This is a genomic window from Streptomyces populi (genome assembly GCF_002911015.1).
Classification (GTDB): Bacteria; Actinomycetota; Actinomycetes; order Streptomycetales; family Streptomycetaceae; genus Streptomyces; species Streptomyces populi.
Window position 1 is genome coordinate 1 of record NZ_KZ626993.1, and the last position, 17,221, is coordinate 17,221.

The 17,221-nt window shown below is 73.1% G+C and carries 15 protein-coding genes; 12 read left to right on the forward strand and 3 right to left on the reverse strand.

Annotation, left to right across the window (positions count from 1 at the left end):
• The first annotated feature begins 239 nt into the window (after positions 1–239).
• From CW362_RS39195 to CW362_RS39240, 10 genes are all read left to right on the forward strand, one after another.
• The gene (locus CW362_RS39195; protein ID WP_103554360.1) at positions 240–1,085 is read left to right on the forward strand and encodes a tryptophan 2,3-dioxygenase family protein; all 846 of its coding nucleotides are present in this window, start codon (positions 240–242) and stop codon (positions 1,083–1,085) included.
• Positions 1,078–2,301 carry a kynureninase gene (kynU, locus tag CW362_RS39200; RefSeq protein ID WP_167455659.1) on the forward strand — a complete coding sequence of 408 codons (1,224 nt, stop codon included), beginning with the start codon at positions 1,078–1,080 and terminating at the stop codon, positions 2,299–2,301. Before CW362_RS39195 ends, kynU begins: the two co-directional genes overlap by 8 nt.
• A gap of 264 nt (positions 2,302–2,565) precedes the next feature.
• Positions 2,566–3,486, forward strand: a complete 921-nt coding sequence (locus tag CW362_RS39205) for an alpha/beta hydrolase (protein ID WP_103554362.1) — start codon at positions 2,566–2,568, stop codon at positions 3,484–3,486.
• Positions 3,487–3,669: 183 nt separating this feature from the next.
• Positions 3,670–4,713, forward strand: coding sequence for an alpha/beta hydrolase (locus CW362_RS39210; RefSeq protein ID WP_103554363.1), 1,044 nt, complete (start codon positions 3,670–3,672; stop codon positions 4,711–4,713).
• A gap of 1 nt (position 4,714) precedes the next feature.
• Entirely contained in the window at positions 4,715–5,965 is a 1,251-nt protein-coding gene (locus CW362_RS39215; RefSeq protein WP_206301206.1) for an acyltransferase family protein, read from the forward strand.
• A 298-nt stretch (positions 5,966–6,263) separates the two neighbouring features.
• The gene (locus CW362_RS39220) at positions 6,264–7,580 is read left to right on the forward strand and encodes a sensor histidine kinase (protein ID WP_240658290.1); all 1,317 of its coding nucleotides are present in this window, start codon (positions 6,264–6,266) and stop codon (positions 7,578–7,580) included.
• A complete protein-coding gene (locus CW362_RS39225; RefSeq protein WP_103554366.1) occupies positions 7,577–8,257 on the forward strand; it encodes a response regulator in 681 nt (226 codons plus the stop codon). The genes CW362_RS39220 and CW362_RS39225 overlap by 4 nt, the downstream gene beginning before the upstream one ends.
• Positions 8,258–8,379: 122 nt before the next feature.
• Positions 8,380–9,741: a sensor histidine kinase gene (locus tag CW362_RS39230; protein WP_206301205.1), complete on the forward strand. Its 1,362-nt coding sequence runs from the start codon at positions 8,380–8,382 to the stop codon at positions 9,739–9,741.
• Positions 9,738–10,421, forward strand: coding sequence for a response regulator (locus tag CW362_RS39235; RefSeq protein ID WP_103554367.1), 684 nt, complete (start codon positions 9,738–9,740; stop codon positions 10,419–10,421). The genes CW362_RS39230 and CW362_RS39235 overlap by 4 nt, the downstream gene beginning before the upstream one ends.
• A gap of 87 nt (positions 10,422–10,508) precedes the next feature.
• Complete coding sequence (locus CW362_RS39240) at positions 10,509–11,729, forward strand: cytochrome P450 (protein WP_103554368.1); 1,221 nt, start codon at positions 10,509–10,511, stop codon at positions 11,727–11,729.
• Positions 11,730–11,899: 170 nt separating this feature from the next.
• Here the strand turns inward: CW362_RS39240 and CW362_RS39245 are convergent, their stop codons facing one another.
• Together CW362_RS39245 and CW362_RS39250 are read right to left on the reverse strand one after the other, a co-directional pair.
• On the reverse strand, positions 11,900–13,522 hold the full coding sequence (locus CW362_RS39245) for an ABC transporter permease (protein WP_103554369.1): 1,623 nt from the start codon (positions 13,520–13,522) through the stop codon (positions 11,900–11,902).
• A complete protein-coding gene (locus tag CW362_RS39250; RefSeq protein WP_103554370.1) occupies positions 13,519–14,559 on the reverse strand; it encodes an ABC transporter ATP-binding protein in 1,041 nt (346 codons plus the stop codon). The genes CW362_RS39245 and CW362_RS39250 overlap by 4 nt, the downstream gene beginning before the upstream one ends.
• Before the next feature lie 102 nt (positions 14,560–14,661).
• On the opposite strand from CW362_RS39250, the gene CW362_RS39255 reads away from it, so the two are divergent.
• Complete coding sequence (locus tag CW362_RS39255) at positions 14,662–15,162, forward strand: GbsR/MarR family transcriptional regulator (RefSeq protein WP_103554371.1); 501 nt, start codon at positions 14,662–14,664, stop codon at positions 15,160–15,162.
• A gap of 174 nt (positions 15,163–15,336) precedes the next feature.
• On the opposite strand, the gene CW362_RS39260 is transcribed toward CW362_RS39255, so the two are convergent.
• Positions 15,337–16,194, reverse strand: coding sequence for a diacylglycerol kinase family protein (locus tag CW362_RS39260; protein ID WP_103554372.1), 858 nt, complete (start codon positions 16,192–16,194; stop codon positions 15,337–15,339).
• 199 nt (positions 16,195–16,393) lie between these two features.
• Here CW362_RS39260 and CW362_RS39265 point away from each other — a divergent pair.
• On the forward strand, positions 16,394–17,221 hold an 828-nt coding region (locus tag CW362_RS39265), incomplete at its 3' end, for an adenylosuccinate synthase (RefSeq protein WP_103554374.1).

The following is a 17,221-nucleotide window of genomic DNA, read 5'->3' on the forward strand; positions in this document are numbered from 1 at the left end:
GAAGTACTTCACGCCGGTGGCGGACGAGCAGGTCCGCGGCCGCAGGGTGACGGTGTACCTGCGCGTCGAGGACCGGTGACGGGCCGGAGCGACGCCGGGAAGCGGCTCCGCCCGGTGTGACCAGGCGGGTCTTGCGATTCCGGGGGACGATTGTGGAGGATGCCCGGTGGGGACCGGGGCCCCCGTGTCGGTAACGGCAGGGGCGGACCGCTACCCGGAGCACGATTCAGGAGACAGCGATGTCCCACCAGGCTCAGCCCGGCGAGGCGCAGGAGCCCGAGACCCCGCATCTCGACTTCCAGGGCACGACACCGTACGAGGACTACGTACAGGCGGACGTGCTCACCCACCTCCAGCACACCCTCTCCGACGATCCCGGAGAGATGGTCTTCCTGGTGACGACCCAGGTCATGGAGCTGTGGTTCACGGTCATCGTCCACGAGTGGGAGACCGCGGCCAAGGCGCTGCGCGCGGACGACGTCCCCGTCGCGGTGGCCGCGCTGAAGCGGTCCGTACGGGAGCTGGAGGCGCTCAACGCGTCCTGGCGTCCGCTCGGACAGCTCACGCCCGCGCAGTTCAACTCCTACCGTTCGGCCCTCGGCGAGGGCTCCGGCTTCCAGTCGGCGATGTACCGGCGCATGGAGTTCCTGCTCGGCGAGAAGTCCGCGTCGATGCTCGTCCCGCACCGGGGCGCGCCGCGCGTGTACGCCGAGCTGGAGAAGGCGCTGCACGAGCCGAGCCTGTACGACGAGGTCCTGCGGCTGCTCGCGCGGCGCGGGCACGCGGTACCGGCCTCCGTGCTGGAGCGTGACGTGTCGCTCCGCTACGAGCCCGCGCCCGAGGTGCAGGCCGTGTGGACGGCCCTGTACGCCGGTGACGACAGCGACGAACTCGCCCGTCTCGGCGAGGCGCTGACCGATGTCGCCGAGCTGGTGTGGCGCTGGCGCAACGACCATCTCGTCGCCACCCGACGGGCGATGGGCTCGAAGACCGGCACCGGCGGCTCCGCCGGGGTCGCCTGGCTGGAGAAGCGCGCGCAGAAGAACGTGTTCCCCGAGCTGTGGACAGCGAGGTCCTATGTCTGAGCGAACCCAGGTGTCCGCCCTCGTCGCGCGAGCGGCGGAACTCGACGCGGCGGACGAACTCGCCGCCCTGCGCAAGCGGTTCGTGCTCGACGACGTGGTGTACCTGGACGGGAACTCGCTCGGCGCGCTGCCCGTCGAGGTCCCCGGCCGGGTCGAGGACGTCGTCCGCCGGCAGTGGGGCGAACTGCGCATCCGCTCCTGGGACGAGAGCGGCTGGTGGACCGCGCCCGAGCGGATCGGCGACCGGATCGCCCCCCTGGTCGGCGCGGCGCCCGGGCAGATCGTGGTCGGCGACTCGACGAGCGTGAACGTCTTCAAGGCCCTGGTGGGCGCGGTGCGGCTGGCGGGCGAGGGGCGCGACGAGATCCTCGTCGACGCGATCACGTTCCCGACGGACGGGTACATCGCGGCGTCGGCGGCCCGGATGACGGGCTGTGAGCTGCGCCCGGTCGACCCGGACGAGCTGTCCTCGGCGCTCGGCCCCCGTACGGCCGCGGTGCTGCTCAACCACGTCGACTACCGCACCGGCCGGTGCTACGACCTGCCCTCCCTGACCGCCGCGATCCACGCGGCGGGCGCGCTCGCCGTCTGGGACCTGTGCCACACCGCGGGCGCCCTGCCGGTCGGTCTCGACGAGCACGGGGTGGACCTGGCGGTCGGCTGCACCTACAAGTACCTGAACGGCGGACCCGGTTCGCCCGCGTACCTCTACGTCCGCGCGGACCTCCAGGACCGTTTCGACTCCCCGCTGCCCGGCTGGAACTCGCATGCCGAGCCCTTCGCCATGAGCTCGTCCTACGAGCCCGCGCCGGGCGCGCTGCGCGGCCGGGTCGGCACGCCGGACATCCTGTCGATGCTGGCCCTGGAGGCGGCGCTGGAGGTGTGGGACGGCGTCTCGATCGAGGCCGTCCGCGCCAAGTCGCTGGCCCTGACGGACTTCTTCCTGGAGTGCGTCGCGGCGTACGTCCCCGAGGGCCGGGTCGAGTCCGTGACCCCCGCCGCCCACGCGGAGCGGGGCAGCCAGGTGGCCCTGCGCTGCGCGGACGCGGGCGCCGTGATGAAGCGCCTGATCGACAACGGCGTGGTGGGCGACTTCCGCCACCCGGACATCCTCCGCTTCGGCTTCACCCCGCTGTACGTCGGCTTCGCCGACGCGGAACGGGCGGCGAGGGTCCTGGCGGAGGTCCTGGGAGATTCCAGCCCCTCCGGAGTCTGAGGAGCGGGGTCCGGGGCGGAGCCCCGGGTACGGGAAGGGCAGGGGCGGAGGGGGCGAATTCCCTCCGCCCCTGCCCGTGCGCCGGGTACCCGCCCCGCCCGGGGGGGAGAGAGGGGGAAGGGGGACGCCGGAAGGGGAACCGTCACCCCTGACCGGGCGTGACAGCCTGCTGTCGACCCACGTCACTGGCCTGATACCGTCCCCGCGAACGGCCGAATCGTTTCCTCACCCGTCAAATCCGTTCCCCCGCTGAGAGGTTGGAGCATGCAGGACGACGTCGCATCCCGGGCCGACGCCGCCGCCGCGCGCGACGCAGCCGAGGAGGCGTCCGCCTTCTCGCACCCGGCCGTGGACCCCGACGCCACCATGGCGTACGGCGACCACCCGGACCAGGTGATCGACTTCTACGCCCCGCGGGACCCCGATCCGGCGGTCCCCGCCCCTGTCGTGGCCGTCCTGCACGGCGGGGCCTGGCGCGCTCCGTACGACCGCCGTCACATCACCCCGTTCGCCGACTTCCTGACCCGTCGCGGATTCGCCGTGGCGAACCTCGAGTACCGCCGTGGAGGGGACGGGAGCCGGGGCGGCACCGAGGCCGACGGCACCGCCGCCGGGGCTCCGGTCGCCGGCCGTTGGCCCGACACCTTCGACGACGTGGCGGCCGCGCTCGACGCGCTGCCCGCACTCGTACGCCGGGCGCTCCCGGGGGCCGACCCCGGGCGCATGGTGATCACCGGCCACTCGGCGGGCGGACACCTGGCGCTGTGGGCCGCGGCCCGTCACCTGCTGCCCGCCGACGCGCCCTGGCGCACCGACGGTCCCGCGCCCCTGCGCGGTGTCGTCGCCCTCGCCCCGATCGCCGACTTCCAGGTCGCGGAGAAACTCGACGTGTGCGGCGGCGCCTCCCGCCAACTCCTGGGCGGAGAAGCCGCGTTCGCGGAACGCCTGCCCTACGCCGACCCGGTGCGGCTGCTCCCCACCGGTATCGCCACCACGCTCGTCCAGGGCCGCACCGACGTCGTCGTCCCGCAGGCGGTCGCCGAGTCGTACGCGGACGCGGCGGCCAAGGCGGGCGAGGTGGTGGGTCTGACGCTGCTGGAGGGCGTCGGCCACTTCCCCCTGATCGACCCGTCCGCCGACGCCTGTGCCGTGGTGGCGGAGGAGATCGCCCAACTGGCCTGGTAGGCACTTCAAGTGCCTTGAAGGCAAAGCGAGTTGGCCCAGCCTTCCGCACCCCGGTCATACCCGTAATACCTGAGAGCTACCTCTCGAATGAGGTCCGCAGCGGGACGCGGACGACAGGTGACGATCCGTAATTTCCCTTCCAGTGGCGCCCGATGAACGGGCGGGCGGGGAGGGAAGGACACCATGGACCACCGGACGAAGCCGGCTGCCGAGGGGGGAGCGGACACCTCCGCGGCTCCGTGCCCCCGGTCCGGGGACCGGACCGCCCGTCGGCCGCGCCGGACGGGATTCGCCCGTCGGCTGCGCCGGACGCTGCTCGCCGCGGTGGTCACGGCCGCGGTCGTCGTTCCCGTGTCCGCCGCCGCGCGCCCCGAGATACCCGCGCCCGCGCCCGCGGTCCTCCCACCGCTGTCGGCGTCGACCCTGGACCGGGCGTACGAGGCGAACCGGGCGGACGCCGCGGAGGCGGCCCGGATGGCCGCGGACCACGGCGACCGCACCCGCGCCGCCGCCGACCGTGCCATGGCCGCGCCCTCCCGGCGTCTCCTCCTCTTCGACGGCCGGGGCACCGGCCGGGCCGTCGAGGTCTTCGGCGATCTCGCCCGCGCCGACCGCGTGGCCGTCCTGGTCCCGGGCTCGGACACCACACTGGAGACGTACGGCCGCTTCCGCGCCGGCGCCCTCGCCCTGCACGACCGGCTCGGCCCGCGCGGAGCCGTCCTCACCTGGCTCGGGTACGAGACGCCGGGCACCGTGAGCACCACGGTCCTGACGCCGGACCGCGCCGAGGACGCGGCTCCCCGGCTGAGGGCGTTCCTGCGCGAAGTGCGCGCGGTCGTCGGCCGGTCGGCGCACCTCTCCCTGCTCTGCCACTCCTACGGCACGGTGGTCTGCGGCTGTGCCGCCCCGGGCCTGGACGTGAGCGACATCGCCGTCTTCGGCAGTCCGGGCACCGGAGCGTCCTCGGCCTCCGCGCTGGGCACCTCCGCCCGGATCTGGGCCGCCCGGGGCTCCGCCGACTGGGTCGCTCACGTCCCGCACACGAGCCTCGGCCTCTTCGGCACGACCGTCGGCTTCGGCACCGACCCGGTGTCCCCGTCCTTCGGCGCCCGGGTCTTCCGGGCCGGCGCCGCCGGGCACAGCGACTACTTCGCGCCGGGCTCCGAGTCCCTGGCCAACCTCACCCGCATCGTCCTCGGCGACACCTCGGAGGTGACCCGTGCGTGACCTGACCGGTACGACCGCCCCGAAAGGCGCGACCGGCACGATCGGTACGACCGCCCTGACCGGCTTGCGGACCGCGATCCACCGCGTCGACCGGGCCACCCCCGCGGAGCGCGACCGCGCGGTGGACGCCCTGCGCGCCCTCGCGATCCTGGGTGTGGTCCTGGGCCACTGGCTGGTGACGGCGCTCGTCGCGGACGGCGGCGCGCTGCGCACGGCGAGCCCGTTGCGGTACATGCCCTGGCTGACCCCGGTCTCCTGGGCCTTCCAGACGCTCGCCGTGTTCTTCCTGGTGGGCGGCCACGTGGCGACGAAGAGCTACGCGTCGGCGCGGTCCCGCGGCACGACGTACGGACAGTGGCTGCGCGCCCGCACGGAACGTCTGCTGAGGCCGGTGGCGGCGGTGCTGACGCTCTGGGCGGTGGCGACCGGCTGCCTCCTCGTGTCCGGCGCCGACTTCCGCACGGTCCACACCCTGGTGAAACTGGCGCTGTCCCCGCTCTGGTTCCTGGTCGTCTTCGCCGGACTGACCGCGGCGACACCGCTGCTCACCCGGCTGAACCCGTTGTGGCCGCTGACCGTCGTCCTCCACGTGGACGTCGTACGTTTCGGCTTCGGCGGCCCGGCGTGGCTCGGCTGGGTGAACGTCGCGGCGGGCTGGCTGGTTCCGTACGCCCTGGGCGCGGCCTGGACCCGGGGCGAACTGGAGGGGCCGCGCGCGGGCCGGCTGCTGTTCGCCGGCGGCGCGGTGGCGACGGCCGCCCTGGTGCTGTGGGCCGGTTATCCGGCGTCCATGGTCGGCATACCGGGGGCCGCGGTCTCCAATCTGGACCCGCCGACGCTGGCCGCGGTCACCTTCGGCCTGGCCCAGTGCGGACTCGCCCTGATGCTGCGTGAGCCGCTGCGCCGGGGGATGCGGCGCCCGGTGGTCTGGGCGGGCACCGCCTTCGCCAACCTCTCCGCGATGACGATATTCCTCTGGCACCAGACGTCCCTGATGGCGGTGACCGCCCTCGGTCTGCTCGCGGGCAGACTTCCCGGCCTGCACACCACCCCCGACTCCCTGGCCTGGGTGGCCGTGAGACTCGCCTGGCTGCCCGTCTTCGGCTGCGCTCTCACCCTGTGCTGGTTCGCCTTCAGCGTCCATGAGCGGGGACCCCGCCGCCCCACCGGCCGCCCCTCCCTGGTCGTCCGCGTCCATCGCGTCCGAGGCGGTCCCGGCCGGCCCACACCCAAGGCGTCCCCTCGTGCCTAGGGTCGACGACGTGACCAGCGAGGAGTACCGGCCCCCGATCGGCGAGCAGCCAAAGCTCTCTGACGCGCCCTCACCCAGACCCGAGCCCCCTGCCCCCACCATCTCTGCCCCCACCGTTCCTGCCTCCACCATCTCTGCCCCCACCGTTCCTGCCTCCACCGTTCCGGCTCCGACCGGCTCGGCCCCGGCCGCCGTGTCCGTCGGCGGCGGCCGCCGTGGCGGTGGGCGCGCACAGGCGCTCGCCCAGGTCCCTCTCCGGCTTCTCTCGTTCCTGCGCGGGATCCTGACCGAGCTCGCGGTGCCGGCGGCCGCGCCGCTGCCGCCGCTGTCCCGGCCCCGTCGGCTGAACCGGCTGCCGCACGTCGTGGTGTGCCTGATCGCCCTCGGGCTCGGGCTGGCGGCCATGGACGAGCTGAGCGACGGCCACCACCTGGGTTTCCCGCTGGGCACGCTCAGCGGCTTCGTGGTGGGCGCGGCCGTCGCGTTCGCGCTGTGGCGCCCCGTACCGGCCTGGTGGCTGTCGCTGGGCGCCACCGTGGTCGCGGACGTCCCCGGCCCGGCACTGGGAACGGACTGGCCGTGGAGCTCGTCCACGATGACGGCGCAGGCCGTCGTGCTCTTCCTGCTCGCCCTGCGGACCCCCACGCGCGTCGCCGTCGGCGCGCTGTCACTGACCGCTCTGGCCACCTACGTCCTGCAAGGCCTGGCCACCAGACCCACGTACCCCCCGGCAGCGCTGCTCGGCGGACCGTCCTACCACCCGACGGGAGCGCCGGCGGTGATCGTCTTCGCCACCGTCGTCCTCCTCGGCACGGCGCTGCGCGGTCGCCGCGAGGCCCGCACCCAACTGGTCGAGCAGGCCTCGCTGACCGAGGAGGAGCGCGCCCGCCGCACGGTCCTGGAGGAGCGCAGCCGCATCGCCCGCGAACTCCACGACGTGGTCGCCCACCACATGTCGGTGATCTCCATCCAGGCACAGGTCGCCCCGCACCTGGTCGAGAATCCGACCGACGAGCTGAAGGAGAACCTGGAGGGCATCCGGCAGAACGCCCTGGAGGCGCTGACCGAGTTGCGCCGGGTGCTCGGAGTGCTGCGTTCGGAGAATCCGGAGGACCCGTACGGCCTCGGCACCGGAGCGGGCGTGGCACCGGACGCCCCGCAGCCCACGCTGAGCCGTCTCGACGCCCTGGTCGAGAACACCCGCGCCGCGGGACTGGACGTGACCACGGAGATCGCCGGGGAACAGCTCCCCCTGGCCCCGGGCGTGGAGCTGTCGGCGTACCGGATCATCCAGGAGGCGCTGAGCAACGCCCTTCGCCATGCGCCGGGTTCCGCGGTCAAGGTGGAGCTCTGGCACTTCCCCCGGGGCCTCCAGGTGAGGGTCGTCAACTCGCGGCCCCGGCACCCCGCCCCGCCGTCCCCGGGCGCCGGACACGGACTGCTCGGCATGCGGGAGCGCGTCGCGATGCTGGGTGGCACCCTCGTGACCTCGGAGACGTCGTGCGGGGGGTTCGCGGTGGTGGCCTTCCTCCCGGGCAACGGCACCGCGCCCACCGACGCCACCGCCCGGACCGACGACACCCCCACAGGCCCGCGAGGAGAAGAGACACCATGACGACCGTGAGCGACACCATCCGCGTACTGATCGCCGACGACCAGCAGATGGTCCGCCAGGGATTCACCGTGCTGCTCAACACCCGTCCGGGCATCGAGGTGATCGGCCAGGCGGTCGACGGGCTCGACGCCGTCCACAAGGTCGCCGAACTCGCCCCGGACGTCGTCCTGATGGACATCCGGATGCCCGAACTCGGCGGCATCGAGGCGACCCGTCGCATCACCACGGACACCCCGCACGTCAAGGTCCTGGTGCTGACCACCTTCGACCTCGACGAGTACGTCTACGAAGCCCTCCGGGCCGGCGCCTCCGGCTTCCTCCTCAAGGACGCCTCGGCCGATCAGCTCGCGGAGGCGGTCCGGGTGATCGCGGCCGGCGACGCCCTCCTCGCCCCCGGCATCACCCGCCGCCTCATCGCCGAGTTCTCCCGCCTCGGCTCCACCCCGCGCACCCCCCTCAAGCAACGGGTCGGCGACCTCACCGAACGCGAGACCGAGGTCCTGGCCCACATCGCCCAGGGCCTCTCCAACGCCGAGATCGCCCAGCGCCTGGTGGTGGCCGAACAGACCGTGAAGACCCACGTCGGCCGCATCCTCGTCAAACTGGGCCTGCGCGACCGCACCCAGGCGGCGGTCTTCGCCTACGAGTCGGGCCTGGTCCGCCCCACGGGCTACTGACCCGCACCCACCCTCCCGCGGAGGGCGCCACGGAGCCTTACCCGTAGTACCTGAGACGGACCCCCGAGGACCCTCCTCGCAGGTGACGACCGCACCCCCCGCCCGGCCCTACCGTTCTGAACGTGACCGAGACGACCCAGACGCAGATGACGTCCCCGCCCCCCGGCGGTGCCGGGGCCAAGCCCCGCAGCCCGGAGTACCGCCTCGCGGCGGACGCCGTGCGCGGCCTGCGGCAGGACATGTTCCACGACGCCTTCGCCTACCGCCCGCTCCGCCGCATGCGCACGGACGGTCCCATCACCCGCCGCCTGTCCGGAAGCCTGCGCGCGTACGCGGCCTGGACCCCGCACGCGACGGTGGCCGCGGCCGGCCTGCTGGCGATGGCGGCCGGCTACAGCGGCGTCGGCGGCCCCGGCGAGAGCCCGGTCACACAGCTGCTGTGCGGGCTCCTCGCCCTGCTCCCGGTCCTGGCGACCCTCATCCGCCCGATCGGCGCCTTCTGGCTCTCGATGGCCGCGGTCCCGGTCGTCGCCGTGTTCAGCAACTCCTGGAGCGAATGGCCGTGGGCGCCCGGCAGCTTCCTGGCGCACGTCACCGTGCTGACGGTCGTCGCCCTGCGGTCGCGCCCCCGCGTCGCGGCCTGGATGTGGCTGCTGACCGCCGCGTACAGCCTGGTGGCCGAGACGTTCTTCGGCGGGAGCTACTACAGCGCCAACACGTTCCCGCTCCTGTTCGTCTCCGCGCTCGCCCTCCTGATCGTCACGGTCCTGAACATCCGCAGGGAGGCCGAGCAGGAGGTGACGGCCCACCAGTCGGAGACGGCACAGGAGCGGTCCCGGCGCACACTGCTCGAAGAGCGCACGACGATCGCCCGCGAACTGCACGACGTGGTCGCCCACCACATGTCGGTGGTCGCCATCCAGGCGGAGGCGGCGCCCTACCGGGTGGAGAACCCGCCCCCGGAGCTGGAGCAGGCCTTCGTCACGATCCGGGAGAACGCGGTGGCGGCGCTGACCGAGCTGCGCCGTGTGCTGGGCGTGGTCAGAGCCGAGGACTACGAGGCGCCGGACGCTCCGCAGCCCACGCTCGCCGATCTGGACGGGCTCCTCGCCAACGTGCGGGACGCGGGCCTGACCGTGGAGAAGGCGGTCACCGGCGCGGTGCGCGAGCTTCCGCAGGGCGTCGAACTGTCGGCGTACCGGATAGTCCAGGAAGCCCTCAGCAACACCCTGCGGCACGCACCGGGGGCCTCGGCCCGCGTCGAGATCGGTTATGTCCTCGGCGGGCTCGGCCTGCGCATAGTCAACGGCCCCGTGCCGGTGACGGCCCTGGAGAAGTCGACGCACGGCGCGGGGCACGGCATCACGGGCATGCGCGAGCGGGTCACGATGCTGGACGGCGAGATGACGACGGGCGCCACGGACGACGGAGGGTACGAGGTGGTGGTGTTCCTGCCGGTGCCGTCGGGGGAGGGGACCGCATGACGGGCGGTACGGGCCGGGCGATCCGCGTGCTGATCGCCGACGACCAGATGATGGTCCGCGAGGGCTTCTCCGTGCTGCTCGGCGCGATGCCGGACATCGAGGTGGTCGGTGAGGCGGTCAACGGCCGGGAGGCGGTCGACCGGGTGCGTGAGCTGCAGCCGGACGTCGTGCTGATGGACATCCGCATGCCGGAGATGAACGGCATCGACGCGACCCGCGAGATCGTCGCCGCGGACGGCGCCGCGAAGGTGCTGGTGCTGACGACGTTCGATCTCGACGAGTACGTGTACCAGGCGCTGCGCGCGGGGGCGTCCGGCTTCCTGCTCAAGGACGCCTCGGCCCGCCAGCTCGCCGACGGGGTGAGGGTGGTGTCGGCCGGGGAGGCGCTGCTCGCGCCCTCGGTCACCAGACGGCTGATCACGGAGTTCTCCAAGCTGGCGGAGGAACCCCGGCTGCCGGCGACGGCGCACGCGGCGTACGGGGATCTGACCGACCGGGAGACGGAGGTGCTGGTGCTGATCGCGCAGGGTCTGTCGAACGCGGAGATCGCCGAGCGGCTCGTCGTCGCGGAGTCGACGATCAAGACCCATGTGAGCCGCATCCTGGTGAAACTGGGGCTGCGGGACCGGACGCAGGCGGCGGTGTTCGCGTACGAGGCGCGCCTGGTCACCCCCAGGTGACGCGGGCCCGTGTCGAAGGCCGCCGTTCAGGTCCCCCGCCCGGGACGCCCCTGGTCAGCGGGGGGTGGGCCGGGCTAGCGTCCGTTCATGGCAGCTTTGGAGAGTTCGCGGGCCTTCGACCCGTGGGATCCGGCCTTCGTGGCGGACCCGTACCCGGCCTACGAGGAACTGCGTGCGCGGGGCCGGGTGCACTACTACGAGCCGACGAACCAGTGGCTGGTGCCGCACCACGCGGACGTCTCGGCCCTGCTGCGGGACCGCCGGCTGGGCCGGACGTACCGGCACCGGTTCACGCACGAGGACTTCGGGCGGACGGCGCCGCCGCCGGAGCACGAGCCGTTCCACGTGCTCAACGACCACGGGATGCTCGACCTGGAGCCTCCGGACCACACGCGGATCCGGCGGCTGGTGTCGAAGGCGTTCACGCCGCGCACGGTGGAGCGGCTGAAGCCGTACGTGGAGGGGCTGGCGGGCGAGCTGGTCGACAGGCTGGTGGAGGCGGGCGGCGGGGATCTGCTGACCGATGTGGCGGAGCCGCTGCCGGTGTCGGTGATCGCGGAGATGCTGGGCGTCCCGGAGTCCGAGAGGGCGCCGCTCCGTCCCTGGTCGGCGGACATCTGCGGGATGTACGAACTGAACCCGTCCGAGGAGGCGGCCCGGAAGGCGGTGCGGGCTTCGGTCGAGTTCACCGAGTACCTGCGGGGGCTGATCGAGGCCCGGCGCAAGGAGCCGGGGGACGACCTGATCTCGGGGCTCATCGCCGCGCACGACGAGGGCGACCGGCTCACCGAGCAGGAGATGATCTCCACCTGCGTGCTGCTGCTCAACGCGGGGCACGAGGCGACGGTCAACGCCACGGTGAACGGCTGGTGGGCCCTGTTCCGGCATCCGGAGCAGCTCGCGAGGCTGCGGGCGGACCACGCGCTGATCCCCACGGCGGTGGAGGAGCTGATGCGCTACGACACCCCGCTCCAGCTGTTCGAGCGCTGGGTGCTGGACGACATCGAGATCGACGGCACGACGGTTCCGCGGGGCGCGGAGATCGCGATGCTCTTCGGCTCCGCGAACCGTGACGCCGCGGTGTTCGAGGACCCGGACACGCTGGACCTGTCCCGGGCGGAGAATCCGCACATCTCCTTCAGCGCGGGCATCCACTACTGCATCGGCGCTCCGCTGGCCCGGATCGAGCTGGCCGCGTCCATGGGCGCGCTCCTGACCAAGGCCCCCGGCCTCGGGCTCGCCGCGGAACCGGTCCGCAAGCCGAACTTCGTGATCCGCGGACTGGAGGCCCTGCCGGTGGAGGTCTGACGGCGGAGGCCTGAGGGCCGCCACCGTTCCCCGCCCGGCGGCGCGGCCGTCGCTTCGACGGGCCGCACCGCCGTTCAGGTGACGGTCGCGCCGCCCGGTGCGTCGACGGTCGCGCCGCCGGGCCGTCGTGGGCCGGGTCACCCCCGGGTCCTGTCAGGGCGTACCGCCTCTCACGTCGCCAGGTCCCGGCGGCGCAGGCACGCCAGTCCCGCTGCCGTCAGGGCCACCGCGACCGCGGTGAGGACCAGGACCGGGGTCCAGGACATGGTGTCGCCCGGCAGCCTCGGGAGGTGGCCGAAGGGGGAGAGGTCCATGACGGGCTGCGGGACCTTCAGGGCGGGGCCGATCCAGCCGAGGAGGAGGGCGAGACCCGCCGCGGCCCAGGCGCCGGGGGCGAGGCGGGGCGAGAGGCCGTACAGCAGGACGGCGAGGCCGCCCAGGGTCCAGATCGCCGGGACCTGGACCAGACAGGCGCCGAGGACGGCGCCGGACTCGGAGCCGTAGCCGAGGGCGAGGCCGAGTCCGCCGAGCAGCATGACGACGACCGTGCCGCCGAAGGCGATGGCGAGGTGTCCGCCGGCCCAGCGCAGTCGGCCGACGGCGGCGGCGAGCAGGGGTTCGGCGCGCTGCGAGGTCTCCTCGCCGTGCAGCCGCAGCACGGAGGAGACGATGTAGAGGGCGGCGACCATGCCCAGCATGTTCACCATGGCGGCGAGGAACGCGTCGGTGAGCCCGGCCTGCCCGCCCATCCGCTCGATGATCTCGCGGGTCTTGGCGTTGCTGCCGACCAGGTCGGCGGCCCCCTTCGTGATGCCGCCGAACGCGGCGCCCGCCGCGAGGAAGCCGAGGCTCCAGCCGAGCACCGTCCCGCGCTGCAGCCGCCAGGCCAGTGCCCCGGCGGTGCCGAGGCGGCCGGTCGCGGGTCCCGGCCGGGTGGGCAGGAAGCTCATGCCCACGTCGCGCCGCCCGGCGAGCGCGTAGGCGGCGGCGCCCTGCGCGGCGACGGCCGCGGCGAACAGGAGCAGGACCCACCAGCGTTCGTCGGCGAAGGCGCGGAGGTTCTCCAGCCAGCCCAGCGGTGAGATCCAGGTCAGCACCGACGAGCCGTCGTCGGTCGCCGAGTCGCCCGCCGCCCTGAGGACGAAGGAGGCGCCGATCAGGGCGCCGGTCAGCCCCTTGGCGAGCCGCGCGCTCTCCGTCAGCTGGGCGACGATCGCGGCCATGGTCGCGAAGACCGTCCCGGTCGCGCCGATCGCGAGCCCCAGCGCCAGGGCGCCCGCACCGCCCTGTCCGGCGAGGCCGACCGCGACGATCAGGGCGAGGACGCCGTTGGCGACGAGCGCCGCGAGCAGGGCGGCGGTCAGTGGGGCCCGCCGCCCGACCATCGCGGCGGAGACGAGCTCCTGGCGCCCGCTCTCCTCCTCGTCCCGGGTGTGCCGCACGACGACGATCAGGCTCATGATCGCGGCGAGGACTCCCGCGTAGACACCGATGCGCCAGGCGGTGAGTCCGCCGAGGGAGTCGCTGAACACGGGGCCGTAGGTGGCGCGCAGGGAGTTGTTGGCGAGCATCTGCTGTGCCAGGGCGGCGCGTTCGGCCGGGGTGCTGTAGACGGACTTCAGCGAGGCCGGCAGGGAGAGCACCATCAGCGCGGTCACGCCGATCCACAGCGGCATCATCACGCGGTCGCGGCGCAGCGCGAAGCGCAGCAGGGTTCCGGTGCCGGCCAGGGGGCGGGAGCCGCCGACGCGCGCGGCGAAGGCGCCGGGGGCGGGGGTGGTCGTGGCGGTCATCGGGCCACCGTCTCCCCGGATCCGTCCGCCCGGCCGTCCGTCCGGCCGCCCGCCTGGCCGTCCGCCGGGACGGCCGTCCGGACGTCGTCCTGGTAGTGCCGCAGGAACAGCTCCTCCAGGGTCGGCGGGGTCGAGGTCAGGGACCGGACGCCGGAGTCGGTCAGCGACCTGAGGACGGCGTTCAGCTTGTCGCTGTCGGCCTGGAACCGGACCTTGCACCGGACCCCGTCGTGCCGGACCCCGGTGTCCTGGACGTCGAGTTCGTGGACGCCGGGCAGGGACGCCAGCCCGTTCGGCGGGCCGGTGAGTTCGGCGGTGACGCTGGTACGGGTGAGGTGGCGCAGGTCGGCGAGGGTGCCGCTCTCGACGGTCCGGCCCTTGCGGATGATGCTGACGCGGTCGCAGAGTTCCTCGACCTCGCTCAGGATGTGCGAGGAGAGCAGGATCGTGCGGCCCCGGTCGCGCTCCTCGCGGACGCACTTCTGGAAGACCTCCTCCATCAGCGGGTCGAGGCCCGAGGTCGGCTCGTCCAGGATGAGCACGTCGACGTCCGAGGCGAAGGCGGCGACGAGGGCGACCTTCTGGCGGTTGCCCTTCGAGTAGGTGCGCCCCTTCTTGGTGGGGTCGAGTTCGAAGCGCTCGATCAGGTCGGCGCGCCGCGCGGGGTCGAGGCCGCCGGTGCGTCCGCCGCCCTGTCCGCCGCGCCGGGCGCGGCCCCCGTCGTGGAGCCGCCCGTAGAGGTCGATGACCTCGCCGCCGGAGAGGTTGCGCCACAGGGTGACGTCGCCGGGGACGTAGGCGACCCGGCGGTGCAGTTCGACCGCGTCCGCCCAGGGGTCCATGTCCAGCATCCGGGCCGTGCCCGAGTCGGCGCGCAGCAGGCCCAGCAGGACCCGGATGGTGGTGGACTTGCCGGAGCCGTTGGGGCCGAGGAAGCCGTGCACCTCACCGGCCTCGACCTCCAGGTCCAGGCCGTCCAGCGCGTGCGTCGTGCCGAACGACTTGTGCAGTCCGGCGACGCTGATTGCCTTCGTCATGGCCCGAACGTACGCTTCTTTCAGAAATTTGTGAAGTTAAGGAAACGTATAAACCCTGGATACACTCGACGGCGATGCGTGAGCAGGGGAGATGATCGACAGATGGCGGAACCGAGCGCGAGGGAGCGGGACCCGGAGGCGGTCTCACAGTTCGTCGAGGGCTTCGCGGCCCAGCTGGTCGAGGCCGGGATGCAGCGGATGCCCGCCCGTGTCTTCGCCGCGCTGCTGGCCTCCGACTCCGGTGCCATGACCTCCGCCGAACTCGGCGAGCAGCTCCAGGTCAGTCCCGCCGCCGTCTCCGGCGCGGTGCGCTACCTCGCGCAGCAGCACATGGTCTCGCGCGAGCGTGAACCCGGCTCGCGGCGCGAGCGGTACCGCGTGCACAGCAACCAGTGGTACGAGGCGCTGACCAACCGCGACGCGGTGCTCAAGCGCTGGGAGACCGCCCTGCGCGCGGGTGTCGACTCCCTCGGTCCCGCGACCCCCGCCGGGCGGCGGCTCTCCGAGACCCTCGCGTTCTTCGAGTTCATCGACGGCGAGGTCGCCGCGATGATGGAACGCTGGCGCGCCCACCGCGAGAAGCTGTTCGGCGACGACGCCTGACGACCCCGACCGGACGCCCTGACTCCAACCAGACGCCCCGACCCCGTCCCGCCGCCGCGGACCGCCGCGCCGCCGTCCCGCCGCCGCGCCGCCGCGGACCAGCCCCCTCCCGCCCGGCGATCCCGGCCCCTGTCCCGGCAGGGCGGTGTCATGAGGGCCGTCGGCCCCGTTCCGTCAGGTCCTCGCCGGCAGGGTCAGGCCCCAGGCCGACTCCCGTACCGTCCAGGTACGGGTCCGGACCGGGCCGCTCACCACGGAGTCCGCGCGGTAGCGGAAGTCGGCGCCGGAGACGGTGACCTTGTGGCCAAGGAGCCGCAGGGGCGAGGACCCGGCCCCCGCGGACACCGCGCGGACCTCGATCTCGGCGCCGCAGCCCGCCTCCCCCGGTGTCACGGACACGGCTTCCACCGGCTGGTCCAGGTCCACCACGCACACCCCGTCGACCTCGATCCGCAGCCGGGAGGGCCCCGTCGCGGGCGCGGAGGCGAGCCGGGACGGCCGGGAGGCGAGGGTCCGCACCAGGGACTGGCAGGTGCGCAGCCAGGGATGCCCGCCGGTCTCCTCCCCGGGCGCTCCCGCGGGTACGGGGGCGGACGGCCGGGAGGGCAGCGAGGGGATGCGCAGCGCGCCGAGCACCACGCCGTCGCTGTCGTCCACGAGCAGGTCGAGCCGCCGTTCGGCCCCTTCGAGGACCGCCCTGGCCGCGGCGACGGCCCCCACCGGCACGCCGAGCGAACCGGACAGCGACGACACACCGCCCACGGGCACGAAGGACAACGCGCACGCGGCGAGTTCACGCCGCCGGTGCAGCAGGGACACCGCCCGCAGCAGGGCGCCGTCGTCACCGACGACGACGGGACGGCGCGCACCCCGGCGGATCAGCGCCCGCGCGAATTCCTCGGGCCCTTCCGGGAGGCACACCTTCGTCGCCGCGCCCGCGCTGAGCACGTCTTTCGCGATCCGGACGGACTCGCCGTCCGTCCGTCGGGCGACCGGGTCGATGACCACCAGGAGCTGGTCGGAAGCCGCCACCTCGGTCCTGCCTCGCTTCCTCGGGTAGCATCTTTCTGCAAGAGCCCCTTGCGCCTTTGCGCCAGGGGCTTCGTCTATTCCGGGGCATCCGGTCGACGGTCGCGGCCAATGGTGGTCGCCGGTGTGCGCAGCCGTAGCAACAGCCGGCCGCGTACGCCCCCGACCTTGGACATGCCCCGCCCGGAAGGGGTGTACGCCTGTGCCCGCACTTGTGCTGCTCGGTGCTCAGTGGGGTGACGAAGGCAAGGGAAAGGCCACCGACCTGCTCGGTGGATCCGTGGACTACGTGGTGCGCTACCAGGGCGGCAACAACGCCGGCCACACGGTAGTCGTGGGTGATCAGAAATACGCCCTCCACCTCCTCCCTTCCGGAATCCTCACGCCGGAGTGCACTCCGGTGATCGGAAACGGAGTCGTCGTCGACCCGGCCGTCCTGTTCTCCGAGCTGAACGGACTCAACGAGCGCGGCGTCGACACCTCCAAGCTGCTGATCAGCGGAAACGCTCACATCATCACGCCTTACAACGTCACTGTCGACAAGGTGACGGAACGCTTCCTCGGAAAGCGGAAGATCGGCACCACCGGGCGCGGGATCGGTCCGACATACGCGGACAAGATCAACCGTGTGGGCATCCGCATCCAGGACCTCTACGACGAGTCGATCCTCACCCAGAAGGTCGAGGCGGCCCTCGAGGTCAAGAACCAGCTGCTCACCAAGCTCTACAACCGCCGCGCCATCGAGGCGAGCCAGGTCGTCGAGGAGCTGCTGGGCTACGCGGACCGGCTCCAGCCGTATGTCGCGGACACCGTCCTGGTCCTCAACCAGGCGCTGGAGCAGGACAAGGTCGTGCTCTTCGAGGGCGGCCAGGGCACGCTGCTGGACATCGACCACGGCACGTATCCGTTCGTGACGTCGTCGAACCCGACCGCGGGCGGCGCCTGCACGGGCGCCGGCGTCGGCCCGACCAAGATCAGCCGGGTCATCGGCATCCTCAAGGCGTACACGACCCGGGTCGGCTCGGGCCCG